23 protein-coding genes, 2 tRNA genes and 1 rRNA gene are annotated in these 21,943 nt (G+C 63.5%); 7 read left to right on the top strand and 19 right to left on the bottom strand.

Annotated elements, in window-relative coordinates; all coding sequences use genetic code 11:
• The first annotated feature begins 97 nt into the window (after positions 1-97).
• Positions 98-301 (top strand): cupin, encoded by a 204-nt coding sequence (locus HMPREF1022_RS12760; RefSeq protein ID WP_008686342.1) that lies wholly within the window; start codon positions 98-100, stop codon positions 299-301.
• Positions 302-526: 225 nt separating this feature from the next.
• Positions 527-1,468, top strand: coding sequence for a DMT family transporter (locus HMPREF1022_RS12755; protein ID WP_009303420.1), 942 nt, complete (start codon positions 527-529; stop codon positions 1,466-1,468).
• An 83-nt stretch (positions 1,469-1,551) separates the two neighbouring features.
• On the opposite strand, the gene HMPREF1022_RS12750 is transcribed toward HMPREF1022_RS12755, so the two are convergent.
• The 3 genes from HMPREF1022_RS12750 to HMPREF1022_RS12740 form a co-directional block, all read right to left on the bottom strand.
• The gene (locus HMPREF1022_RS12750; protein ID WP_008686344.1) at positions 1,552-2,472 is read right to left on the bottom strand and encodes a DUF2333 family protein; all 921 of its coding nucleotides are present in this window, start codon (positions 2,470-2,472) and stop codon (positions 1,552-1,554) included.
• A 199-nt stretch (positions 2,473-2,671) separates the two neighbouring features.
• Positions 2,672-2,748: transfer RNA gene (locus HMPREF1022_RS12745), tRNA-Pro, on the bottom strand.
• A 44-nt stretch (positions 2,749-2,792) separates the two neighbouring features.
• A tRNA-His gene (locus tag HMPREF1022_RS12740) sits at positions 2,793-2,868 on the bottom strand.
• A 157-nt stretch (positions 2,869-3,025) separates the two neighbouring features.
• On the opposite strand from HMPREF1022_RS12740, the gene murA reads away from it, so the two are divergent.
• Entirely contained in the window at positions 3,026-4,276 is a 1,251-nt protein-coding gene (gene murA / locus HMPREF1022_RS12735; RefSeq protein ID WP_009303419.1) for a UDP-N-acetylglucosamine 1-carboxyvinyltransferase, read from the top strand.
• Between the two features lie 73 nt (positions 4,277-4,349).
• Entirely contained in the window at positions 4,350-5,051 is a 702-nt protein-coding gene (locus HMPREF1022_RS12730; protein WP_009303418.1) for a BON domain-containing protein, read from the top strand.
• 84 nt (positions 5,052-5,135) lie between these two features.
• Here the strand turns inward: HMPREF1022_RS12730 and HMPREF1022_RS12725 are convergent, their stop codons facing one another.
• From HMPREF1022_RS12725 to HMPREF1022_RS12700, 6 genes are all read right to left on the bottom strand, one after another.
• On the bottom strand, positions 5,136-5,852 hold the full coding sequence (locus tag HMPREF1022_RS12725) for a class I SAM-dependent methyltransferase (RefSeq protein WP_009303417.1): 717 nt from the start codon (positions 5,850-5,852) through the stop codon (positions 5,136-5,138).
• Positions 5,853-6,074: 222 nt separating this feature from the next.
• Positions 6,075-6,362, bottom strand: a complete 288-nt coding sequence (locus HMPREF1022_RS12720) for a hypothetical protein (protein WP_008686347.1) — start codon at positions 6,360-6,362, stop codon at positions 6,075-6,077.
• 98 nt (positions 6,363-6,460) lie between these two features.
• Entirely contained in the window at positions 6,461-6,988 is a 528-nt protein-coding gene (locus tag HMPREF1022_RS12715; RefSeq protein WP_008686348.1) for a hypothetical protein, read from the bottom strand.
• Between the two features lie 7 nt (positions 6,989-6,995).
• Complete coding sequence (locus tag HMPREF1022_RS12710) at positions 6,996-7,499, bottom strand: cob(I)yrinic acid a,c-diamide adenosyltransferase (RefSeq protein WP_009303416.1); 504 nt, start codon at positions 7,497-7,499, stop codon at positions 6,996-6,998.
• Positions 7,496-8,509 (bottom strand): AmmeMemoRadiSam system radical SAM enzyme, encoded by a 1,014-nt coding sequence (gene amrS, locus HMPREF1022_RS12705; RefSeq protein ID WP_008686350.1) that lies wholly within the window; start codon positions 8,507-8,509, stop codon positions 7,496-7,498. The genes HMPREF1022_RS12710 and amrS overlap by 4 nt, the downstream gene beginning before the upstream one ends.
• A 1-nt stretch (position 8,510) precedes the next feature.
• Positions 8,511-9,248, bottom strand: coding sequence for a hypothetical protein (locus tag HMPREF1022_RS12700; RefSeq protein ID WP_009303415.1), 738 nt, complete (start codon positions 9,246-9,248; stop codon positions 8,511-8,513).
• A gap of 240 nt (positions 9,249-9,488) precedes the next feature.
• On the opposite strand from HMPREF1022_RS12700, the gene purM reads away from it, so the two are divergent.
• From purM to HMPREF1022_RS12685, 3 genes are all read left to right on the top strand, one after another.
• The gene (gene purM / locus HMPREF1022_RS12695; RefSeq protein WP_009303414.1) at positions 9,489-10,541 is read left to right on the top strand and encodes a phosphoribosylformylglycinamidine cyclo-ligase; all 1,053 of its coding nucleotides are present in this window, start codon (positions 9,489-9,491) and stop codon (positions 10,539-10,541) included.
• A gap of 135 nt (positions 10,542-10,676) precedes the next feature.
• Positions 10,677-11,132 carry a YccF domain-containing protein gene (locus HMPREF1022_RS12690; protein WP_008686352.1) on the top strand — a complete coding sequence of 152 codons (456 nt, stop codon included), beginning with the start codon at positions 10,677-10,679 and terminating at the stop codon, positions 11,130-11,132.
• A gap of 503 nt (positions 11,133-11,635) precedes the next feature.
• Positions 11,636-12,397, top strand: coding sequence for a GntR family transcriptional regulator (locus tag HMPREF1022_RS12685; protein WP_008686353.1), 762 nt, complete (start codon positions 11,636-11,638; stop codon positions 12,395-12,397).
• Between the two features lie 342 nt (positions 12,398-12,739).
• On the opposite strand, the gene HMPREF1022_RS12680 is transcribed toward HMPREF1022_RS12685, so the two are convergent.
• From HMPREF1022_RS12680 to rrf, 10 genes are all read right to left on the bottom strand, one after another.
• Positions 12,740-14,626, bottom strand: a complete 1,887-nt coding sequence (locus tag HMPREF1022_RS12680) for a TRAP transporter permease (RefSeq protein ID WP_009303413.1) — start codon at positions 14,624-14,626, stop codon at positions 12,740-12,742.
• Between the two features lie 74 nt (positions 14,627-14,700).
• A complete protein-coding gene (locus tag HMPREF1022_RS12675; protein WP_009303412.1) occupies positions 14,701-15,702 on the bottom strand; it encodes a TAXI family TRAP transporter solute-binding subunit in 1,002 nt (333 codons plus the stop codon).
• A 69-nt stretch (positions 15,703-15,771) separates the two neighbouring features.
• Positions 15,772-16,926, bottom strand: a complete 1,155-nt coding sequence (locus HMPREF1022_RS12670) for a mandelate racemase/muconate lactonizing enzyme family protein (RefSeq protein WP_009303411.1) — start codon at positions 16,924-16,926, stop codon at positions 15,772-15,774.
• Positions 16,927-17,383: 457 nt separating this feature from the next.
• Entirely contained in the window at positions 17,384-18,094 is a 711-nt protein-coding gene (locus HMPREF1022_RS17565) for a DUF134 domain-containing protein (protein ID WP_008686357.1), read from the bottom strand.
• 131 nt (positions 18,095-18,225) lie between these two features.
• Positions 18,226-18,597 (bottom strand): hypothetical protein, encoded by a 372-nt coding sequence (locus HMPREF1022_RS12660; RefSeq protein ID WP_009303410.1) that lies wholly within the window; start codon positions 18,595-18,597, stop codon positions 18,226-18,228.
• A 10-nt stretch (positions 18,598-18,607) separates the two neighbouring features.
• Positions 18,608-18,988, bottom strand: coding sequence for a NifB/NifX family molybdenum-iron cluster-binding protein (locus HMPREF1022_RS12655; RefSeq protein ID WP_008686359.1), 381 nt, complete (start codon positions 18,986-18,988; stop codon positions 18,608-18,610).
• Between the two features lie 4 nt (positions 18,989-18,992).
• Positions 18,993-19,904: a 4Fe-4S binding protein gene (locus HMPREF1022_RS12650; protein WP_009303409.1), complete on the bottom strand. Its 912-nt coding sequence runs from the start codon at positions 19,902-19,904 to the stop codon at positions 18,993-18,995.
• On the bottom strand, positions 19,897-20,784 hold the full coding sequence (locus HMPREF1022_RS12645; RefSeq protein WP_009303408.1) for a nucleotide-binding protein: 888 nt from the start codon (positions 20,782-20,784) through the stop codon (positions 19,897-19,899). The genes HMPREF1022_RS12650 and HMPREF1022_RS12645 overlap by 8 nt, the downstream gene beginning before the upstream one ends.
• A gap of 1 nt (position 20,785) precedes the next feature.
• Complete coding sequence (locus HMPREF1022_RS12640) at positions 20,786-21,142, bottom strand: NifB/NifX family molybdenum-iron cluster-binding protein (protein ID WP_008686363.1); 357 nt, start codon at positions 21,140-21,142, stop codon at positions 20,786-20,788.
• Positions 21,143-21,779: 637 nt separating this feature from the next.
• Positions 21,780-21,894 (bottom strand): 5S ribosomal RNA (rrf, locus tag HMPREF1022_RS12635).
• Positions 21,895-21,943 lie beyond the last annotated feature (49 nt).

The following is a 21,943-nucleotide window of genomic DNA, read 5'->3' as shown; positions in this document are numbered from 1 at the left end:
ACTAGCCGCCGGGCGGGCGGGGCGGAATATCCGATCCTCGCAAAAAACTGCCTGATCCTTTCGGCGGCGCGAAGACCCACATCGGCAGGCAATCGCCATGCTTCTTTCCTCCGGCTGCCGGACCTCGGCAATTGAAGAGGCGCGCCCCGGCGATACGGCCTGGTTTACGCCGCAGGTCCGGCACTGGCACGGGGCCGCGCCGCATACGTCCATGACGCATATTTCCGTGGCCGAGGAAGCGAACGGCACGGCCGTGGACTGGCAGGAAAAAGTCATTGACGCGCAATACGCCGGATGTTGAACGGCAAGGCCATGCCACGGGAAAAGCCTTGCCACATTGCCGGATTCGAGCCACCTTGGCGCGACGGAGGCCGACCCCGTCGCTTCCATGTAGTTTCTGGAGCGGATTCGCTTTGAAATTGTGCCGATTTCAAAGCTGAAATGTCCTGGACTGTTGTACGCCACCCCGGCCCGGAGCGCCCGCCGCCCGGTCCGGGATGCCCCTTGAATTCCGGGAGAGTCGGGCATGCAGCTCGGAACACAATTGAAGGGCCTTCTTCTGGCCCTGACCACCGCGCTTTTCTGGGGCACGCTGCCCATTGCGCTCAAGCAGGTGGTGACCACGGTGGACCCCATGACCATTGTCTGGCTGCGCTTCAGCACCGGCGCGCTCTGGCTGTGGGTCTGGCTGCCCCGCACGGGCGCCCGACGCCCCCGATTCGGCGTGTACGAAAGGCGCATTATTCTGCTGCTGGGCATCGCGGCCGCCGGCCTGGGCGGCAATTTCGTGCTGTTCAACGCCTCCGTGGCCTATCTGAGCGCGTCCGCCACCCAGATCATCGCCCAGGCCGGACCCATGCTCCTGATGCTGGGCAGCGTCGTGGTGCTGCGGGAGCCGTTGCGCCGCATCCAGGTCAGCGGGGTCGCCACCCTGCTTCTCGGATTCGGACTCTTCTTCAATGAACGTCTGGCTGACCTCCTCCGCTTCCGGGAAGGCTACGGGCTCGGCCTGGCGCTCGGCCTCACCGCCGCCGTGGTCTGGGCCGTTTACGGCGTGACCCAGAAAATTCTGCTGCGCGAAATGGCCCCGCCCCGGATCATGCGGGCGCTCTACACCGTCTGCGCGCTGGCCCTGACCCCCTTTGCCGCGCCGCAGAGCCTCCTGCGCCTGGACGCGCTCCAGAGTATCTGCCTGGCCTACTGCTGCCTGAACACCCTGGTGGCCTACGGGGCGTTCAGCCGGGCCATGGCCTGCTGGCACACGGCCAAGGTCAGTGCGGTCATCACCCTGACGCCCCTGTTCACCCTGGTTTTCGCCAAGCTCTTCCATCTGCTCGGGCCGGCCTTTTTTCCGGCCGACCCGCTGAACTGGCTGAGCTACGGCGGCGCGCTGGTGGTGGTCTGCGGGGCCGGGCTCATTGCCGTGGGCCCGCTGCTGCATCCCCTGGCCTTGTTTCACCACCGCTGAACCGCATGACAAAATGCACAGGGCGCGCGGATCATCCCGGCGATGATCCGCGCGCCCTGTTTACGTCAGGCAATGGCAGCGCGTCAGATGCGGATGCTGTCGCGGATGTCTTCCAGGCGGGCCTTGGCGAACATCAGATAGGACAGGATCAGCTCGCCGGAGTTGAAGGACGAGGTAATGTAAAGCGGGTCATAGGTGCAGATGCGGTTCAGGCAATCCATGGCGGCGGCCATGTTGCTCTCGTTGTTCTTGGCCCGGATCTCGGGATACAGAACATACAGGGTATTGATGAAGTCCCGCAGCACCAGCGCTATGCCCTGCACTTCGTAGATGCGGTTGTCCAGCTCATAGAAAGGCATGTTCTGGGCGTTTTCCAGCAGGCCCAGGGCATAGCCCAGCATGTTCTCGCCCGTGACCGTGACAAAGGAGGCGTACAGGTCGTCGGTGCGGCAATTGTAGACGCCCGTGCCCTTGTCCAGCGAGTCTTTGTACTGTTCCAGCAGCTTGAGGCCCTTTTTGTAGGAGCCCTCGGCCGAGGGGAACATGAAGCTGCGCGGGTCCATGGCAAAGCTGTTGATGCGCGCCTTGTAGAGAAATTCGCTTTCGCGGTCGCTGGAGCCCAGTTTGGCGATCTGGCTGGAATAGAGATCCAGCAGGAATTTTGTGGCGTGATATACGCCGTACTGGCGGTATGCGCGGTTATCCAGCACGAAACGGTTGAAGACGATGTCGTTGAAGCTCCAGCCGAAGGGGGAGTTCAGTTCGTAGCGTAGCTGATGGGTAATGGCGTCCAGCAGGATTTTGCCTTTTTCATTGTCGGAGAGCTGGTCGGCATTCTCCGGCAAGGCCACGGGGTCCGGGAAGGTGGTGGTGTCCACCATGGCATAAACGCGCTGCAGGCCCCAGACCACAACCAGAATGCCCACCAGAAGGCAAGCCTGCACGGCCAGGGTTTTCAGCACAACGCGCATTTTCAACACAGTGGGAAGTTCAGGCAGCTTCATGAAAAAAATCCTCGCTTGAGAGACGGTGACGTGCGCCGCTCCGGCTGAACGGCATTGCCTTATCATATAGGACCTATCGGCCCATGCGGAAGGGGTGGGCCTGAAAAAAACATCGCCCCGGCCTGAAAACCCGGCTTCCGCGCCGGGCGCATCACGACAAAAGGGCCTATCCACAACGGATAAGCCCTTTCGGCAAATTTGGTCGGAGCGAAAGGATTCGAACCTTCGACCCCCTGCTCCCAAAGCAGGTGCGCTACCAAGCTGCGCCACGCTCCGAATGAAAACCCCGCGTCGTGGCTAACGGACGCGGGGCAAATTTATGGGGCGAAAGATGGGACTTGAACCCACGGCCACCTGGGCCACAACCAGGTGCTCTACCAACTGAGCTACTTCCGCCACAGGGAGATTTCTATACGCGGAGACCGACCGTTTGGCAAGTAATTTTTCCAACGGGCGACTCTGGATTTTCTTTAGAAAAAAATCTACGCTGACGGCGTTTCCCCCATCACGGACGGCCCCGGCATTGCCCGTCCCAACAGCCCCTTGGAGAATTATGGACAAGCTGGTCATTGAAGGCGGCGTGCCGCTCACCGGCAGCATCGACGTCAGCGGTTCCAAAAACGCCGCCCTGCCCATTCTGTTCGCTTCCATCCTGCTGAGCGAGCCGGTCACATACACCAATGTGCCGGATCTGCGCGACATCCACACCACGCTCAAGCTGCTGGACATGCTGGGCTGCCCCTGTTCCTATCAGGATCGGCGGGTTGAGGTGACGCCGGGCGATCTGCGGCCCGAAGCCCCTTACGACCTGGTGCGCACCATGCGGGCCTCGGTGCTCTGCCTGGGGCCGCTGCTGGCGCGCATCGGCCAGGCCCGCGTGGCCCTGCCCGGCGGCTGCGCCATCGGCGCGCGCCCTGTGGACCAGCACCTCAAGGGCCTGGAGCAGATGGGCGCGCGTTTCGAGCTGGAAGAAGGCTATATCATCGGCCGCTGCCGCAAGCTCAAGGGCGCGCACATCACCTTTGACCTGCCCACGGTGGGCGGCACGGAAAATCTGCTCATGGCCGCCGTCCTGGCCGAAGGCGAAAGCATTCTGGAAAACGCGGCCCGCGAACCGGAAGTGGTGGATCTGGCCAACTTTTTGCTGGCCTGCGGCGCGCGCATCGAGGGCCAGGGCACGAGCTGCCTCCGCGTACAGGGCGTAAGCAGCCTGCACGGCGCGGAATACGCCGTCATGGCCGACCGCATCGAGGCGGGCACTTTTCTGGTGGCCGCAGGCATCACCGGCGGCGAACTGCTGCTGCGCCACTGCCCTTTTGCCGAGCTGGAGGCAGTGATCCTCAAACTCCAGAGCATGGGCATGGACATCACGGCCACGCCCGACGGCGTGCTGGCCAAGTGCGGCTGCCCCCCGCGCGGCGCGGACATCACCACCCAGCCCTACCCCGGCTTTCCCACGGACATGCAGGCCCAGATCATGGCCCTGATGTGTCTGGCCGACGGGGCCAGCGTAGTGGAGGAAAGCATTTTTGAAAATCGTTTCATGCACGTGCTGGAGCTGATGCGCATGGGCGCGCAGATCAAGGTTTCCGGGCACACGGCCATGGTGCGCGGGGTGAGCCGTCTGACCGGCGCGCCGGTCATGGCCTCGGACCTGCGGGCCAGCGCGTCCCTGGTGCTGGCCGGTCTGGCCGCGCGCGGCGTCACCGAGGTGCGGCGCATCTACCATCTGGATCGCGGCTACGAGCGCATTGAAAACAAGCTCAACGCCGTGGGCGCGCGCATCCGCCGCGAAGCCGAGTAAGCTCGATTCCGGACAGGATATTGAACACATTTATCCGGCACATGAAATAAGCCGCGCCCGGAGGAGGAACACTATGCGACGTCTGGCCCTTGTTCTGCTGCTGGCCGCCCTGGCGGCCCTCAACGGCTGCGCCTACAGCGCCTACGGCCTGTATGACGACCAGCGGCTCATGGATACCATCACCGACGACAAAACCCTGGCTACCAGCATCAAGACCGCGCTGATGAACGAAAACTTCAGCGGCGGCTGGTCCATTGCCGTCTATTCCTACTACGGCAACGTCTTCCTGGTGGGCGAAGTGCCCCAGAACATGCAGGGCAAGGCCTTGGCCATCGCCCGCCGCTACAAGCCGCGTTCCGTGACGCCGCACTGGTTCTCTCCGGCCAAGAGCGATACCAGTAACTTCGCCCTGGCCGCCTCGCTGCGCACCGACCTGATCGGGGCCAAAGGACTGTCCTCCACCCGTATCGACACGGAGGTCAATGCCGGGCGCGTGGTTCTGCTGGGCGTGGTCAAGGACGACGAGGAAAAACAGATCGCCATCCGTACCGCGCGCAAGGTCAAGGGCGTGACCTCGGTGACCAGCTATCTGATGCTGCCCCAGCGGCCGGGCAAAGCCCCGGCGGAGGCGGACGCGCAGACCGGCGCGCAGGCGGGCCGGGAAGGCGTGGGCGAACGGGAGCTGCCCCCGGCCCGGACTCCGGCCCAACAGCCCGCCCAGGCCACGCCTCCGGCGCAACCCCAGGCCGCGCCGTCCCAACCGGTGAACATATAAGCTCTGAACAACACTGATACGTGAAGGGGACGCGGCATGGCCGCGTCCCCTTCACGTATCAGTGTTCCCTTGATTTACTGCCTTCTATCTGCTTTCCAGCAGATATACGGCCCTCTGCGGGCGCGCGCGCAGCAGCGTATGCCGCACGATGCTGAAGCCGTGGCGCGCGGCGATATTCTCCATTTCTTCACGGGAAAGCCGGAAAGTATATTCCGAAGGCCTGCGCCGCAGCGGGGGAAGATGCCTGTCGCGTGTGTGGAACTCATTGTCGGTAACGCGGTTGTAGGAGGCGTCAACCACGTCGCAGACAATTTTTCCCCCGGTGTTCAGGCAGGGCCGGTAGGTACGCAAAAAACTTTCCATGGAAGCTCCGGGAATGTGATACAGCCAGTTGACCGAAAGAATGGCGTCCACGCGCCGGGGCGGACGCGTCGGCGCAAGGCCGTCATCCTGCCAGACATCAAGGCTCGCTCCGGTCTGGCGGGAAAGGCCGCGGCAAAGTGCGACGACTTCGGCGGAAATATCGGCTCCCTGCAAGCGGGTGAAGCCTTGTTGCGCCAGCCAGAGCAGATTCGCGCCGCTGCCGCATCCTGGTTCGAAGATGCGCGCGTCGCGGGGCAGGCTGTCGGCCAGCCAGCCGCAGGCGATGCAGACATGCCGCCGCCAGATACGTTTTTTAATGGCATAAATGTGCCATGCCTCCGCATGGCAGCGCTCAACAAAATTTTCCAGCCCGGCAATGCGGACTGTGTGGGAAAACGGCCATCTGTCGCGAATATATCCGGAAAGCGCCGTAAGCATTGGAATCTCCTTTTCAAGCACAAACTGCACCGGGGGGCGGCGCGGGCGCGCGACAAGACTTCCACCGGGTTCTGACGCGGGCCGAGACGGGCCGCGAGCCCCGAAAGAAATCGACGCGTGAACCGCGCGGAGCGCGCGCAACGCCGCGCTCATACGGAGGAAAGGAAACCGGTCGCCGATGGATGCCGCGAAAGAAGAAGGCTCGCGGCACGGCAATGGGGGCTATTCCGGAGGATGGTCCAGAGAAAAAACAGGATGGGCGGGAGGAACGGGAAAACCGGCTTCGCCGACACGGAAGACGACGGTCCGCCTGAGAAGAACCGGCACGGACGCGGAGGCCTCATCACCGGGCAGGGGAACGATATAGTGGTGTGAGCTCTCGTCATGACTTTGCGTGACATACTGCCGTCCTTCGCTGAACAGCGTGAAGGGCGTGCAAAACGTCAGCAGCAGGACAACAAGAACGGCCCGCGCAACCATGCGCAGGCTGCCGTCATTCCATTTTGGCATATTACGAATAAACGTGATACTCCAATCTATGTCAATGATTTTTCAGTATAAATTATTTTACACAGCGTGAAGCAAACACGTCGCCACAGTGCAGATACTCAGCCCTTTCGTCGCAGCAACGCCCCGCCCAGGCGACGCACGGCGGCGTCCGGTTCGGCATTCAGCCCGGCCCAGGCCGCAGCGGCATGGGCCAGCACCCGCCCGACCAGATCCAGGGCGTCCTCCGCGCCGTCCACCCAGACGCTGACCGCGCCGTGCAGCATGAGGCCCGGCCCTTCCAGCGGGCCCCGGATGCCCAGCACCGGCACTCCGGCTCCGGCGGCCAGACCCACTTCCACTCCGGCATCCTGGCCTGACGCGCCGTAGTAGATCACCAGATCCGCCGTAAGGCAGGCATTGCGGCAAAACGCATAGACCTGGCCGCCGTCCCGGTCCGTATCCATCCAGATGCGGCGCTCCGCCGGGGTCAGGCCCGGCGGGGGCACGGCCTTTTCAGTCCAGTCCAGCATACGGCAGCCCAAGGCGCGCAATTCACGGCCCAGCAGACGAACGCCGTGCTTGTGTTTGAAGGAACCGGCCACGTAGATGGTCAACGGGGCTTCGGAAGAAAATTCAGGCAAAGGCATGCAAACCTCAGAATTCAATGCCGGGCGCGGCTTTGACGCCCGCCCGCCAGGGATGTTTGATTTCGCCCATCTCCGTGACCAGATCCGCCTCCCGCACAAGCCAGTCCGGCGCGTTGCGGCCGGAGAGCACCAGATGGCGGCCCGCGGCGCGGGTTTCGGCCATGAGCGCCTCCACTTCCTGCCGGGTCAGGATGCCCGCGTCCAGGGCGTAGAGGCATTCGTCCAGGATGAGCATATCGGCCTCCGGCACGCGTGCTCGCGCCCAGGCCAGCACGCGCAGAGCGGCGGCCCGATGGGCCGGGCGGTCCTCCTCACGACGCAGAAAGCCTTCGCCTCCGGCCAGAAAACGCGGGCCCAGCCATTGCGCCAGCATGCGCTGCTCCCCGGCCTGGCCGTCCCGCTTCATGAACTGGCCGAAGGCCACGGTCATGTTCTGCCCCAACGCGCGCACGGCCTGGCCCACGCAGGCGCTGGTCTTGCCCTTGCCGTTGCCGGTATAGACCAAAATCACCTCCAGACTCCGGGCAGAGCAGCCTTGCAGGAAGGGCATTGCCCCGGCGCGCCCAATTGCCGCGTCTGCCAGCCCCGGCGCTCAATGGCCGGCGCGCCGCAAGCCGGGCAAAAGGTAGTGCCGCCCAACGCGCTGGCCACATTGCCGATGTACACGAAATGCAGGCCCGCTTCCCGGCCGATGCGCCAGGCGTCCTCCAGCCGGGCCGGCGGCGTGGAGGGATGCCCGGCCATGTGATAGGCCCCGTGAAAGGCCGAGAGATGCCAGGGCGTGTCCGGGCCCAATTCGCCATGCACAAAGGCGGCCATATCCCGTAGTTCGGCTTCGCTGTCGTTACAACCCGGAATGACCAGGGTGGTCACTTCCAGCCACCAGCCCAGCGCCTTGATGGCCTTCAAATTGTCCAGGACGGGCTGAAGGCGGCCGCCGCAGTAGTCGCGGTAAAAATCGTCGCTGAAGGATTTCAGATCCACATTGACGGCATTGACCCGGCGGCGCAGGGGCAGCAGAAAGTCCTCGGCCATAAAGCCGTTGCTGACCAGAATGACCCGCATGCCCATGGCCTGGGCCAGCCCGGCGGTTTCATAGACCTGCTCGAAAAAGACCGTGGGCTCGTTGTAGGTAAAAGCCATGCTGCGCGCGCCGTGCTTTTCCGCCAGCCGCACCAAGGCGTCCGACGTAACGCGCTTGCCGGGCACCATGCCGTTGGCCGGTATGCGCGCTATCTGGTAATTCTGGCAGAACCGGCAACGGAAGTTGCAGCCCGCGCTGCCCACGGAAAAGGTTTTGCTGCCGGGCAGAAAATGGTAGAGGGGCTTTTTTTCCACCGGGTCCATCTGGGCGCTGGTGACCACATCCCCCACCAGGGAAACCATTTCCCCGCCCACGTTGGCCCGCACGCCGCACAGCCCCTTGCCGCCTTTCTTCAGGCGGCAGGCATGCGCGCACAAGCGGCATCGCACCTCCCCGCCGGTCCCGCCGGACAAGGGCTCCCAGAGCATGGCGCGCATCTCAACGCCCTCCGGTGCCGCGTCCCGGCAATACGGCTCCGCCCATGCCTCCGGTGCCACCCGTTCCCCCCAGTCCCGTGGACGGCGCGATATTGTTGCGCGGGGCCGGCAGATAACCCGGCGCGTGCGGCCAGGGCCGCGTATTGGACGGCGGCCGCCAGCCCGGCGGCATATGCCCCTGGGGCGGCGTCGTGCCCTGCCAGCCCGGTTGCTGCCAGGGCGGAACAGGCGAGGGCCGGGGGGGCGCGGGATGAGGCCACGGCCCCGGATGCGGGCCGGGATCGGGGCGCGGACGCGGCGGCGGGCCCGGAGGATACGGCGGATACGGCCCGGGTCCCGGCGGATAGGGCCGGTTCTCGCCGGGGTAGATCTGCGGGGCCACGATGACCGGCGTGTTCTGTTCCGGCTGGGGCTGGCGGGGCGCGATGACCGAGGTGATGATGTCCCCGGTTTCAGGATCCCGCCAGGTTCCGGCAAAACCGTTGTACCCCGCGCTGTCGTTGGTGGAATTGTACACGTCGCCGTTGTACACGGTGGAATTGTTGTATTCGTTGTGTACGGACGGATTTTGCGGCGCGGGCGTCTGCGCGGAAGCGGTCGCTCCCGCTTCAGCATTGCGGGGTGCGCTGTCCGTCCTCTCGGCGTTGCCCGCATCGGGCGACCCCATGGCATGGACCGACACGCCCGGCCAGAGGCAAAGCGCAAGCCAGAGAAGCAGAACTATATGATGATTACGCATAAAACTTTCCCGTTTTTGCCAACCGGTACTTGTAACACTTGAAATGCTCGTTTGCGGCGAGCAAAGGCCGCCGACTCGCATTTCGCGGCAAGGATTTGCAGACAAATCCTTACAGAACAGTTCACGCATGAAATGCGTCAACTGTTCTATACCAGCGGCGGGCGGCCCGGTCCATGAAAAAAGAGACTTGGGCTTCGGAGAAAAATTTGCTATTCAATGGAGATTAAAGGAGGCGACAGCATGTCCAGCGAGCGCGCAAAAGCCTATACTCAGGCCGGCGTCAACATTGAGGCGGGCAATGCCCTGGTCGGACGCATCAAGCATTTGGTGGCGAGCACCCAGATCAGGGGCGTCATTTCCGACATCGGCGGTTTCGGCGGCCTGTTCCGTCCGGACCTTAGCGGCATGAGCGAACCGGTGCTGGTCTCCTCCACCGACGGCGTGGGCACCAAGCTCAAGCTGGCCTTCACCTTCAACAAGCATGACAGCGTGGGCATCGACCTGGTGGCCATGAGCGTCAACGACATTCTGGTTCAGGGCGCGACTCCCTTGTTTTTCCTGGATTATTTCGCCACCGGCAAGCTGGATGTGGACACGGCGGAAACCGTGGTCAGCGGCGTGGCCGAAGGTTGCCGCCAGGCCGGTTGCGCCCTGCTGGGCGGCGAAACCGCCGAAATGCCGGACATGTACGCGCCCGGGGAATACGATCTGGCCGGTTTCTGCGTGGGCTTGGTGGACAACGCCAAACTCATTGACGGTTCGGGCATTCAGGTGGGCGACGTCATTGTGGGCGTGGCTTCCTCCGGCCTGCACTCCAACGGTTTTTCCCTGGCGCGCAAGGTTCTGGCCCGGAGCGGCCTCAAGGCGGACGACGCCTTTCCCGGCGCGGACGGCGCCAGCGTGCGCGACGTGCTGCTGACGCCCACCACCATTTATGTGGAGGCCGTGCGCTCCCTGTTGCGCGACATGAATGTCAAGGGCATGGCCCATATCACCGGCGGCGGTTTTTACGACAATATCCCGCGCGTGCTGCCCTCCCAGGTGGAAGCCCGGATCAATTTCGGCAGTTGGCAGCTGCCGCCCGTCTTCCACTGGCTCAAGAACGCGGGCGAACTCTCCTGGCCGGAGATCCTCCAGATATTCAACGGGGGCATCGGCTATGTCCTGATCTTGCCCGCCGAGCAGGCCGAGGAAGCCATCAACCGCATCCAGGCCTTCAATCTGCGGGCCTGGCGCATCGGCGAGATCGCTCGGCGCGCCCAGGACGGCGAACAGGTTGTGGTCAATTTTTAGAGCAGGTTACCTTTCAAAGCTGACCTGCTCCGTCGTCTGCGGAAGCGGACGACCGCGACGAGCGCCTTTAAAACTTTGAAAATGTCGATTTCCGAAGTGAACCCGCTCTGAAAAACGGGTCAGGAGAACACGGCCATGAGTTGCCTGGGCAATGTGATCTGGTTTTTACTGGGCGGCATCTGGATGGGCCTGACCTGGTGGTTTTTCGGAGTGCTCTGCTTTATCTCCATTGTGGGCATCCCCTGGGGACGGGCCTGTTTTGTGATCGGCGAATTCGCCTTCTTTCCTTTCGGGAAGATGCCGGTATCGCGCGACGTGCTCACCGGCCGGCCGGACATCGGCACCGGGCCCTTCGGCACAGTGGGCAATATTATCTGGCTGTTGCTGGCGGGCATCTGGATCGCCATGCAGCACCTCATCTGGGCCCTTTTCTGCGCCGTCACCATTATCGGCATCCCCTTTGCATGGCAGCACGTCAAACTGGCGGCCCTGGCCCTCTGCCCCATCGGCAAGACCATTGTGCCAGTGGCGGTGGCCGAGGCGGCGGAACGGGCGGCTGCCGACGAGCGGGTACGCTCCTCCCGATCCTAGAGCAGATTACCTTTGAGACACTTTGCGTTTCAAAGGGGGCATTCCGAAAAAAGCGCGGTTATCGCTGCTGTCGATCCCCGTATGGCTCCGTTGTCGCCAACGGGGACAGCCCTTCGGGCTGCCTTCGGTCGCTTTTCCGGAATCCGCGCCGCGTTGCTCTCAATGCCTGTACGCCCTTTGGGCTACAGCACGGCCCTGCGGGCCGCCCGTCGGGTCGGTCTTCGCGGCGCGCCTCACCGTGTGCGGCGTTAGAGCATTTCAACGTTGAAAGGTTACTTTGCTCCGGCTGCAAAGCGGCCTTTTTTCGGGCGGCGTTTTACTGAGGGATGAACCTGGAACCTGTTGTACTTGAGGTTTTCGCTGAACGCCCGGCCACGGAAATCTCGCGGGGGTTGCCCCGCGCCGCGCCCGGCGCGGCTTCAGAGCGTTTCAACCTTGAAATGCTCTTGTTTCCGTTCTCCCAGCGGCCGGGTGTGTGACAGCGGCCTCGGCAAAGGAACGTCATGATCGAACAGAACCGGCAGCCCTTTCCCGTTTTTTCCGAACCGCCGCAGTTCCGTCGCCCTGGTCCGCCCCTCTACGCCCAGTTGGCGGACGTGTTGCGCCAGCAGATCGAAAACGGCGTGCTGCCTCTGGGCGTAAAGCTGCCCAATCTCCTCCGAATGGCCGAGATTTTCGGCGTGGCACGGGTCACCGCGCGTCAGGCCGTGCAACTTCTGGTCATGGAGGGCCTGCTCACCGCCCGCCAGGGACGCGGCATCCATGTGGCGCGCCAATTGCCCGTCCGGCCCTATGAAAATATGCGTACTTCCTGGAAGGCCATGGTCAAGCGTATCGAAGGGGCCAGCGTGGAGCTGCTCGACGCGGCCGACGTGGGCGATTGTCCATTGCTGGCGGCCTGGGAACTGCCGCCCGCGCCCGCCTATCATTATATGCGGCGCGTGCATATCAAGGACGGCGCGCGCTTCGCCTACATCGAACTTTATCTGGACAAGATCATTTACGACCAGGCTCCGGAACGCTTCAACGCCACCACGGTGATCCCGGTCATGGACGAACTCAGAATCAACGTCTCCAAGGCCCGGCAGGAACTGACCATCGGCGGCGCCTCTCCGGAGGTCGCGCAGCATCTGGGCATTGCCTGCGGCGCTCCCGTGGCCCTGGTGCGGCGCTATGCCTGCGACGACTCGGGCAAAGCCATTTACGCCGCCCTGGTGGTGCATCCCGGCGACAGGGTGCGCTTTGACATTGATCTGGTGCGTTGAACGCGAAGAACCCCACACGAAAGCCCCCGCCGGTGCAGGTACCGGTGGGGGGCTTTCGTGTGGGGCCAGGATTATGAGGCATACCGGCGCTAGAGCATTTTTACTTTGAAATTGCTCTAACGCCGCACACGGTGCGGCGCGCCGCGAAGACCGACCCGACGGGCGGCCCGCAGGGCCGTGCTGTAGCCCAAAGGGCGTACAGGCATCGAGAGCAACGCGGCGTGGATTCTGGCGAAAACCACGTTTTTCGCCAGAATGCCAACTTTGAAATTTTACAAATTTCAAAGTTAATCTGCTCTAAGACAATGTAACATTTCGTTTTAGTAGTAGCGCCGGTATGCCTCAGGCCGTCCGTAGGGCGACGGAGGGCTGTCCTCTGACCTGCCGGAGCCATTGCGCGGCCAGCAGGGCCACAACGCCCAAGGTGACCAGCACGCAGGCCAGCGGAGCCAGATGCGCGCCCCAGATGGTCAGCCAGAAGCTGGCCAGCATAACCACGGCGGAGAGGGTGTAATCGCGCGGGGTAAAGGGCCGGGCCATGGCTCCGTACAGCAGGGCGTCCAGGCTGGTCAGTCCGGTCAGGATGCAGACCAGGGAACACGCTCCCCAGGCGACATTGCTGAAATCAAAGGAAAACAACGGATTGTAGATGATCAGGAAGGGCAGAATAAAGCCGCTCAGCGAAAGGCGGAAGCCGTGCACGCTGGTGAGGGCGTAATTGCCGCCCGAAATGCCCGTGGCCGCCAGGGAGGCCAGGCCCACCGGCGGCGTCACCGCCGCGATGATGGAGAAGTAAAAGCAGAACATATGGGCCCGCAGCAGGTCCACGCCCATGGGCGTCAGCGTGGGAATGATAATGATGGCGCACAGGGCGTAGGCTGCGGCGGGCGGCACGGCACAGCCCAGAATCAGGGCCACGACCATGGTGACCAGCAGGGCGATGAACAACTGCCCTCCGGCAAGAATATGGATGAGGCTCGCCAGCTTGCTGCCCAGGCCCGTGGAAATGAGCGTCTGGGCCACCATGCCGATGAGCGCCAGGGAGATGCCGATCTTGGCGCCGGTTACGGCCCCGCTGACCAGCGAGCGTACCAGCTCCCGACGACCGGGGCGGGTGTCCTTGATGGCGAAGCCCGTAACCAACGTGACCACACTGGCCCAGAAGGCCGTGTTGGACGGGCTGTAGCGCATGAGCAGCATGGCGAAGATCAGGCCGATGGGCAGTACGAAGACCGGCAGCCGCCGCCGGATCAGGGCCCAGTCCACGTCCATATGCACGGTTTGCAGATCCTTGCGTACCGACAGGAACTGCACGCCCACGGCCACGGCGAAATAAAAGAGCGCCGCGGGCAGAATGGCGGCCAGCATGACCACGGCGTAGGGCCGGCCGATGAAAGTCGCCATCATGAAGGCCGCGGCTCCCATGACCGGAGGCATGAGCTGGCTGCCCGTGGCCGAGCAGGCCAGAATGCCCCCGGCCTCGTCCACGGAATAGCCGGATTTGTTCATATACGGCAGCACAAAGGGGCCGGTGATCGCCACATTGGCCACGGGCGCGCCGGAAACCATGCCGATGAGCGAGTTGGAAAACACCCCGGTGAGTCCCGCCCCGCCGCGCAGCCTGCGCCCGAGAATCTTGCCCAGCTCCATGAGCAGGCCTTCCACCTTGAAGATGCCCAGCAGCGCGCCGAACACCACGAACATGAAGACCTGATCCGCGCTGATGGACATGAACAGCCCGTACAGGCCCGAAAGGCCCACGCTGAGCATGGAAACCACATAGTCAAAGCCGAAGGCCGGATGGTAGAGCGGCCCGCTGAGCAGGTGGCCGAAGAAAAAATAGGCCACAAAAATCACGGCCACCAGCAGCAGGGGCAGCCCCCAGCACAGCCACGTGCCCAGGGCCGTGGCCAGTATCAGACAGAGCCCGGCCAGCAGCGCCGCCCGGGTGGGGAAGCCCTGGGACATTTCCAGCTCTTCGATATTGCCGTACACATAGACGCAGCAGGCCAGGGCCGCCGCCAGGCAAAGATACAGGCCCACGGCCGCGAGACGGCTTTTGGCCTTGATGGCGTAGCTCATGAAGACCATCAGGAAGAGAAAGGCGAAGTGGATGGTCTGGTGTTCCCACTGGCTGAAGTAGAGGTATTGCGAGGCCACGGCATGGTAGACCACCATGGCGAGCCCTCCGACGGTCAGAACGGCCTTGGGCAGGGAGACGTTTTTCATGGAGGCACCTCCGGGCGGACGGATCGGACGAATCCGGGGCCGTGACGGCGGCCCCGGACAATACGGCGGAAGAATTACAGGATCCCGGCTTCCTTATAGGCGCGCAACGCGCCGGGGTGAATATTCTCCGGGCTGAAGCCCTTGACCAGTCCGGCGCGGCTCATGAGGCCGCCCAGGGCATGGTATTTGCCGAAAGCCTCAATGTTTTCGATCATGGCTTTCGCCAGGATGTAGGCGTATTCCTCGGAAAAATCGGGATGGGCGAAAAGGCCGTGCAGGTCCGCGCCGATCCAGAGGGGAGCTTCCAGGCCGTCCACGGCCTTGGCCGGAACCTGGATGGGGAAGAGCCGGATGTCCTTGGCGGCGGTTTTTTCCACCGCGTCTTTAGTCCAGTCCAGATGCGTGAGTTCCCGGCCGGAGGCCAGTACTTCCACGGTCTGGGGCGCGGGCGAAAACTTGCCGGACACCGGGTCCATGTAACCGCCGATGGTGGCCGCGTCCACCTGGCCGTTGACCAGGGCCGTGGCCGCTTCAGAGGTGCCCACGAACTGGATCTTCAGGCTCTTGTAAAAATCATCGTCATAGCCGTTGCGCAGCAGGGCGTCGGGTTCATACCCCCAAATGACCTGGGGAATGCGGCCCATGGCGATGCGCTTGCCCCGGAGGTCGGCCACGCTCTTGATGTCCTTGTCGCCGGTCACCAGCCAGGTGGCCGTATAGGTATAGATGCCGATGAGTTTGAGGGGCGTGCGCTTGGCCGGGAAGGGCTTTTTGCCCTGCTCCGCCAGCCAGTTGATGCCTTGCGAGGCCGTCACCACGGTATTCTGGCGCGCGGCGACGTCAGCATTGAGTTTGTTGACGTTGTAAGCCTGGCCCGGCGTTTCCGCGTGGGCGATGCTGAGAGGATAATTGCCCTGGTTGACGATGCTCTCCAGAGCTGTGCCCAGCACGTAACTGCCGGTGCCGAAGGGCGTGCTGAGCAGATGGATGACCGTTTTTTCGGCCGCGCGGGCCGGAAGAGCGGCGCACAGCGCGCCGACCACAAGACACGTCAGGATAAGCGTCAGGCGTTTCATGGAGTCTCCTTTCCAAGCATGGAACAAATTAAAGCACGTAACACTTGAAATGCTCTGGTGGGGAAGGCGTCAGCGGCAGCGCGCATGAAAGGTCAGCAGTTTTTCCAGCGCGCCCATATCCGGGGCGACGCCCAGGCCGGGTGCATCACTCAACAGGAAGCGCCCATCCCTGAGGCGCGGAAAGGGAGCGGCCAACAGCTCGCGCAGGGGATTGGGGTTGCAGTCCACTTCCAGCAGGCCGTCGCCGCCCACGGCGGCCAGCAGGTGGGCTGAAGCCAGCAGGCCGATGCCGCCGCCGAGATAGTGCGGACAATAGTGCAGTCCGGCGGCCAGGGCCGCGCGCGCCACGCGCAGGCAGCCCGTGAGGCCGCCCCATTTGCAGACGTCGGGCTGGACGACGCGGACGGAGGCGGCGGCAATTGCCGCGTCAAAGGCCGTGTCGCTGCGGATGTTTTCGCCCGCCGCCAGCGTGAACCGGCCCGCGGCGGCCAGAGCGGCCCACTCCGCCGCCGGGCGGTCGCAGGCCAGGGGCTCCTCCACCCAGAGCAAAGGATATCGGCTCAGGCGCGGCAGGGCCTCCAAAGCCTGTTCCAGTGTCCAGGCCTGATTGACGTCCGCGGCCAGACGCTCGCCGGGCAGCAGGCTGTCCAGGGCCGCGCGGATGTTGGCCTCGTCCTGCTCGCGCCCGAAACCGATCTTGACCTTGAAGGCCCGGTAGCCTTCCTGTCGCGTACGGGCCACGGTTTCGGCCACGCCGGGATGATTGATGCCGCTGGCATAGGCGGGCATGGCCGTCATGGCCGCGTCGCCGAGCAGCGCGTGCAGCGGAACCCCGGCGCGGCGGGCGGCCAGATCCCAGAGGGCGATATCCAGACAGGCCAGAGCCTGGTCCATGGGGCCGGGTTCGTCGGCCTGGAGCCGCAAAATACGCAGCTTGCGGGCCACCTCGCGCACAAGACCGCCGGGCTCGCGCCAGGATGCGCCCAAGGCCGAGGGCAGGACTGTTTCAGCCAGCAACCGGCCCCGGTGCTCGGCGCCGCAGGAGGGGAAATTGCACCAGGCTTCGCCCCAGCCGCACAGGCCGTCCTCATCCTCCACACGCAACAGCACGGCGGGCCTGTCGTGCATGACGCCGAAAGAGGTGCGCACCGGCGCGTCAATGGGCGCGCGGAAAACAAAAACCTCAGCGTGTCGCAGGGGTGCGGTGGCCGGGATCTCCCGCATGGGGCCTCCTTGACTTGATGTAAAAATTGATATCTAGGCACTAATCATAGTATCAATTTGCTGCCAACAATTTTTATATATAATTATAAATAAGTAGTAAGCTATTATTTGATCAATATGGCCGCCCCGCTTCCGCCGCGCGGATCTGTACGCGGTCTGGGCCGGAACGCGCGCTCATAACCTGTCCGCCTGTCCGCTTGGATCAGCGGGCACGCTGCTTGCGGAATTCTCCCGGCGGGTTGGAACCGCGCGCATGTCATTGAAAGGGCGACAAGCCCCGGCGGATCCCGGCCGGACGTGAACGGCCCGGTCTGCTTGCGCAGGCCGGGCTGTAAAAGGAGGGTTGGACAAAAAAACGGGCATCAGAGCATGCAGCACGTGAACTGCTCGTTTCCGGCGAGCAAGGCCCGCCTGCTCATGCGTGAACGGCGTTAGAGCATTTCAACGTGGAAATGTTCTAATGGTGATTGCAGCCGCCCTTGCACAACTGCTCCGTGCCGAAGGGTTGCAATTTGCCCGCGGCGAAGGCCTTCAGGGCATCGCCCACCGTGGCCTGCCCGGCATTGTGATAGACCGTGACGCCCGCGGCCTGCATGGCGCTGAGCGGGCGCATACCCATGCCCCCGGCCAGCAGGGCGGTGACCCCCTGCTGCGCCAGTTCCTGCACGGGCTGGAGGCAATTGCCGTGCTCATGCCCGCTGTTGGGCAGCACGCGCACATCGCTGACGGCCCCGTTTTCCACGCGGGCCAGGGTATAGACGTCGCAGTGGCCGAAGTGGGCGCTGGGCGCGGCTTCCAGCCCGCCGGGCGCGTCTGAGGGAACGGCCACCAGAATGGATTGACTCATATCTAGAGCTCCTTGCGTTTCAGATGTATCCACCAGGGCGCAGACGCCGCCTTCAATGCGCAGGGCATGTCCCTCAATGAGGGCTTCGGCCACGCAACGGCGCGCCTTGCGCAGCAGCCTGCCGAAGGTATGCCTCGAAACGCCCATGCGGGCGGCGGCCTCGTCCATGTTCAGATCCTGATAATCGGCCAGGCGCAGGGCTTCCAGTCCGTCCACGGAAAGCCGGCATTCCGCCAGCTCGCTCATGGGCACGCCCCGTGGCTTGAAATAGGTCATCTTGGGCAAGGCGGCCACACGGCGGCAATGACAGGGTCTGGGCATGGGCTCCTCGTGCTGGTGGATGAAAATTAACATATACTAAAAAACTGGTAAGAACGGCAGGGAGCTTGTCAAGACGCGACGGGCCGGGAGAAAGACTCCCGGCCCGCGATTCAGAGAGACTGAAAGGCCGCTCAGACTTCCGCCAGAAGGCGGAGCAGACGGCGGGCATCCTCCGCGCCGGGCGTCAGGGGCAGGCAGTCCAGGATGCCCAGGCCCTCCATGGCCTCGTGAAAAGCCTCGGGGTCCAGAGCGCTGGCAACGGCGGTATGCGTCCGGGCGTCGATCATCAGCAATTCCATCACGCTGCGCCGCACGTCCTCGTCCGGAGCCGGGTCCAGCAGGATCAGTCGCGGCGGGTCGGCCCGCAGACGCGCCTTGCAGTCCTCCAGATCCGCTACTTCACTCAGGCCGCAGCCTCCGGCCCGCAATTCCTCCGTGCAGGCCCGCCAGGCTTCGGGACGGCGGCTCACCAGCACAACATTTATATTCTCCGCGTTGGGCATGACGGACCGCCTAATGCCGGCCGCCGCCGCAGGTGTGTTCCATGGTGAAGGGCGCCAGCTTTCCTTCGCTGAAAGCCTGCACGGCCGCGCCCACGGTGGGATAATTGCCCGCGAAGTAAACCTGGATGCCCATCTGATTGAAGCCCATGAGCGGACGCATGCCCATGCCCCCGGCCAGCAGCGCGTTGACCCCGTGCTCGGCCAGATACTGGACGGGCGCCAGGCAGCCGCCCTGCTGGTGCGCCAGGGATGGAAGGGTGGAATGCCCGGTCACCGCGCCGTCTTCCAGCTCCACGATGGTGTACAGGTCGCAATGACCGAAATGCATGCCCATGCCGGCATCCAGGCCGCCGGGCTGAACCGAGGGAACGGCCAGAATGGTCTTGCTCATGTCGCTATCCTCTGTGTACAGGGTTAAGGTTTTCACGCCGTACCGGCATTGCGTCGGCCAGAGCGCGCACGCGCTTCCAGATGGACGCCAGCACGGCGGCAAGGGGAGTATCTTCCTCAGTAAGCGCCCGCCGCCGGATCATGGCGCGGGTCGCCTGGGGATCAAAGGGGATTTCTCCGGCCAGGCTATGCCCCTGCTCGACGGCAAAGCGCCGGATGGCCTCGGCTTCGGCCGGATTGAGGTCGGCCTTGTTGATGACCACGGCCACGGGTATGCGGAAGTGTCGGCAGAGTGTCGCCACCCGCTCGAAATCATGCCGCCCGGAGGGCGTGGGTTCCACCACGGCCACGGCCAGGGACGCGCCCGCCAGCGAGCTGATCACCGGACAGCCCATGCCCGGCGAGCCGTCACAGAGAAGCAGCTCCCGACCCTGCGCGGCGGCCAACTCGCGGGCCTGCTGCTTGAGCAGACTGACCAGGCGGCCGGAATTCTCCTGCCCGGGCTCCAGCTGGGCGTGCACAAAGGGGCCGAAGCGCGTTTCGCTGATCCGCCAGAGGCCGCAGCGCCGCTCGGGAAAGTCAATGGCCCGAGCCGGACAGAGTGCGCGACACACGCCGCAGCCCTCGCAATCCAGGGGGTCGATGACAAAATGCCCGTCCTCGTTGCGAACCGCCCCGAAGCGGCAGAGGTCCGCGCAACGGCCGCATTGGACGCAGAGATCCTGCACGATTTCCGCCGTATGGCCGGAAATGAAAATTTCCTCCCGCCCCACGCGCGGGTCCAGCACAATGTGCAGATCTGGCACGTCCACATCCAGATCGCAGATGACCGCATTTTCGGCCAGATGCGCAAAGGCCGCGCAGACCGTGGTTTTACCCGTGCCGCCCTTGCCGCTGATGACTACAATCTCACGCATGGCGCACCTCCCCGGCCTGATGGCGCAGCGCCGTCCGCAAGAGGCGGAAGCGCTCCCGCCAAGCCTCGGAGTCCAGCACCGGCAAACGTCCGCGCGCATAGCTCTCGGCGGCGGCGCGCTCAAAAGGCAGCTCGGCCAGAAGAGGCAACTCCTGCTCAGCGCAGTAGGCGCGCAGCAGCGCGTCCCCGGCCAGGTTGTCCGGCATGCCCGCACGATTCATAATCACGCCCAGCGGCTTGCCCAGACGGCTGAACGCGGCGTGCGCCAGCCGGAAATCATGAAAGCCGAAGGGCGTGGGCTCGGCCACCAGCACGATCATGTCCGCCTGGCGTGCCACGGTCATGGCCGGGCAACTCACGCCCGGAGGCGCGTCCAGCAGCACATCGGCCCCGTCCTGCGCCAGCATGGCAGCCAAGGCATTCTCCAGCCCGCGCAACAGCGGCGGGGTCATGGCCTCGCCGATCCGGCTGCGGCCCATGAGAAAACGTGCCTTGCCGTCCAACGCCGTGCCAAACTGCAATACGCCCAGCTCACGCCGCCCGACGCTCAGCGCCTGGGCTTCGCACACGGCGAAACAGCCGCCGCAGCCGTGGCACATGTCCGGAAAAATCATGATGTTCGCGCCCAGACGCGCAATGGCCTTGTAGGCGCAGATTTCCCGGCACGCGCCGCAGTTGGTGCAGCGCTCCTTGTCCAGCACGGGCACTTCCAGATAGACGCTTTCCGGGGCAGACAGTTCGGGATGCAGAAAAAGATGCAGATTGGGCGCTTCCACATCCGCGTCCACGACCAGGCAGGGGCCGTCCCAAACCGATGCCAGAGAGGCCGTGACTGTGGTCTTTCCGGCCCCGCCTTTGCCGCTTGCCATGGCTATACGCATTTCAGGCCTGCTTGTTGGGGGCATCGGCGGCTGTAACGCCGCCTTCCAGATAACAGCGCACGGCTTCACGCACGCTGCGGCCGTCCAGATCCTGATAGACGGCGATATCCGCCGCCTGCAGGGCCGCAAAAGCCTTGGGCCCCACATAGCCGCTCAGCACGGCCCGTATCCCGGCCACGGCCAGGCGCTCGGCGGTTTCAATGCCCGCGCCCTGAGCCAGAATCTGCGAGGCTCCATTGTCCAGATATTCAGCGGCCATACTGTCCGTATCCACCAATACAAAACCAGCGGCTCGGCCGAAACGGGGGTCCACCATGGAATCCAGGCCCGGCCCTTCGCTGGAAACGGCAATTTTCATACTGAGACTCCTTTTCGCGGCATGGCATGAGCGCCACAGAATATTGCTCAAATGAGCATAATCCTACAGCCTGGAATGTCAAGCGGCGGGCAAAAGAAAATTGCCTGCTGTCCTGGCCGCTCGCCCCCAAGAGGCACAACTCTCTTGAAACCGGGAGCTATTGCAGCGGAGGAGGAGAAAAAGCCTCCAAAACCGGGCCGTTTGATCGATGTCGGAACCAGGCGAACGTCCTTGGGACAGTTTTAGAGCAATTTCATTTGAAATTGCTCTACCGCCGCACAAAGTGCGGCGCGCAGCGAAGACCGACCCGACGGGCGGCCCGTAGGACCGTGCCTGTAGCCCAAAGGGCGTACAGGCATCGAGAGCAACGCGGCGTGGATTCTGGTGAAAACCAGGTTTTTCACCAGAATATCAACTTTAAAATTTTACAAATTTCAAAGTTAATCTGCTCTAGAAGCGGCTCCGAGGGTTTTCCAGCCTGGCCGGTTCAAGGCAAGGTGAGGAAGGGAGGGATGAAGGAAGCGGTGGGATGGTTCGGGAATTCGCGGAGTTGGGGGGGGGCGCAGGCGCGGCAGCATAGGGCGGACAAGAGAAGCCCCCCACGCGCTGAGAGCGGCGAGGGGGGCTTCCGAGCAATTTTTGGCAGCGGCCTACTTTCCCACATGACGTTATGCAGTATCATCGGCGAGGAAGAGCTTAACTACCGAGTTCGGAATGGGATCGGGTGTACCCTCTTCTCTATGGCTGCCAAAAAAATTTGTCAAAAATATAATTGACAGGGAAGGAAGGAGTTTTCAAGAG

It is taken from the genome of Desulfovibrio sp. 6_1_46AFAA, assembly GCF_000224635.1.
Lineage (GTDB): Bacteria > Desulfobacterota > Desulfovibrionia > Desulfovibrionales > Desulfovibrionaceae > Desulfovibrio > Desulfovibrio fairfieldensis.
The sequence above is the reverse complement of the archived record's forward strand: the minus strand, read 5'-3'. Positions and strand labels throughout refer to the sequence as shown.

Bases quoted from the DNA above. Each gene is read 5' to 3' on its own strand.
- HMPREF1022_RS12730 (WP_009303418.1), top strand. From the start codon at position 4,350: ATGCGACGTCTGGCCCTTGTTCTGCTGCTGGCCGCCCTGGCGGCCCTC.
- HMPREF1022_RS12750 (WP_008686344.1), bottom strand. From the start codon at position 2,472: ATGAAGCTGCCTGAACTTCCCACTGTGTTGAAAATGCGCGTTGTGCTG.
- HMPREF1022_RS12760 (WP_008686342.1), top strand. From the start codon at position 98: ATGCTTCTTTCCTCCGGCTGCCGGACCTCGGCAATTGAAGAGGCGCGC.
- HMPREF1022_RS12720 (WP_008686347.1), bottom strand. From the start codon at position 6,362: ATGCCAAAATGGAATGACGGCAGCCTGCGCATGGTTGCGCGGGCCGTT.
- HMPREF1022_RS12690 (WP_008686352.1), top strand. From the start codon at position 10,677: ATGAGTTGCCTGGGCAATGTGATCTGGTTTTTACTGGGCGGCATCTGG.
- HMPREF1022_RS12640 (WP_008686363.1), bottom strand. From the start codon at position 21,142: ATGAAAATTGCCGTTTCCAGCGAAGGGCCGGGCCTGGATTCCATGGTG.
- HMPREF1022_RS12645 (WP_009303408.1), bottom strand. From the start codon at position 20,784: ATGCGTATAGCCATGGCAAGCGGCAAAGGCGGGGCCGGAAAGACCACA.
- amrS (WP_008686350.1), bottom strand. From the start codon at position 8,509: ATGCGCGCCATGCTCTGGGAGCCCTTGTCCGGCGGGACCGGCGGGGAG.
- HMPREF1022_RS12715 (WP_008686348.1), bottom strand. From the start codon at position 6,988: ATGCCTTTGCCTGAATTTTCTTCCGAAGCCCCGTTGACCATCTACGTG.
- HMPREF1022_RS12700 (WP_009303415.1), bottom strand. From the start codon at position 9,248: ATGCGTAATCATCATATAGTTCTGCTTCTCTGGCTTGCGCTTTGCCTC.
- HMPREF1022_RS12650 (WP_009303409.1), bottom strand. From the start codon at position 19,904: ATGCGTGAGATTGTAGTCATCAGCGGCAAGGGCGGCACGGGTAAAACC.
- HMPREF1022_RS12655 (WP_008686359.1), bottom strand. From the start codon at position 18,988: ATGAGCAAGACCATTCTGGCCGTTCCCTCGGTTCAGCCCGGCGGCCTG.
- HMPREF1022_RS12725 (WP_009303417.1), bottom strand. From the start codon at position 5,852: ATGCTTACGGCGCTTTCCGGATATATTCGCGACAGATGGCCGTTTTCC.
- murA (WP_009303419.1), top strand. From the start codon at position 3,026: ATGGACAAGCTGGTCATTGAAGGCGGCGTGCCGCTCACCGGCAGCATC.
- HMPREF1022_RS12675 (WP_009303412.1), bottom strand. From the start codon at position 15,702: ATGAAACGCCTGACGCTTATCCTGACGTGTCTTGTGGTCGGCGCGCTG.
- purM (WP_009303414.1), top strand. From the start codon at position 9,489: ATGTCCAGCGAGCGCGCAAAAGCCTATACTCAGGCCGGCGTCAACATT.
- HMPREF1022_RS17565 (WP_008686357.1), bottom strand. From the start codon at position 18,094: ATGCCCAGACCCTGTCATTGCCGCCGTGTGGCCGCCTTGCCCAAGATG.
- HMPREF1022_RS12680 (WP_009303413.1), bottom strand. From the start codon at position 14,626: ATGAAAAACGTCTCCCTGCCCAAGGCCGTTCTGACCGTCGGAGGGCTC.
- HMPREF1022_RS12755 (WP_009303420.1), top strand. From the start codon at position 527: ATGCAGCTCGGAACACAATTGAAGGGCCTTCTTCTGGCCCTGACCACC.
- HMPREF1022_RS12685 (WP_008686353.1), top strand. From the start codon at position 11,636: ATGATCGAACAGAACCGGCAGCCCTTTCCCGTTTTTTCCGAACCGCCG.
- HMPREF1022_RS12660 (WP_009303410.1), bottom strand. From the start codon at position 18,597: ATGCCCAACGCGGAGAATATAAATGTTGTGCTGGTGAGCCGCCGTCCC.
- HMPREF1022_RS12670 (WP_009303411.1), bottom strand. From the start codon at position 16,926: ATGCGGGAGATCCCGGCCACCGCACCCCTGCGACACGCTGAGGTTTTT.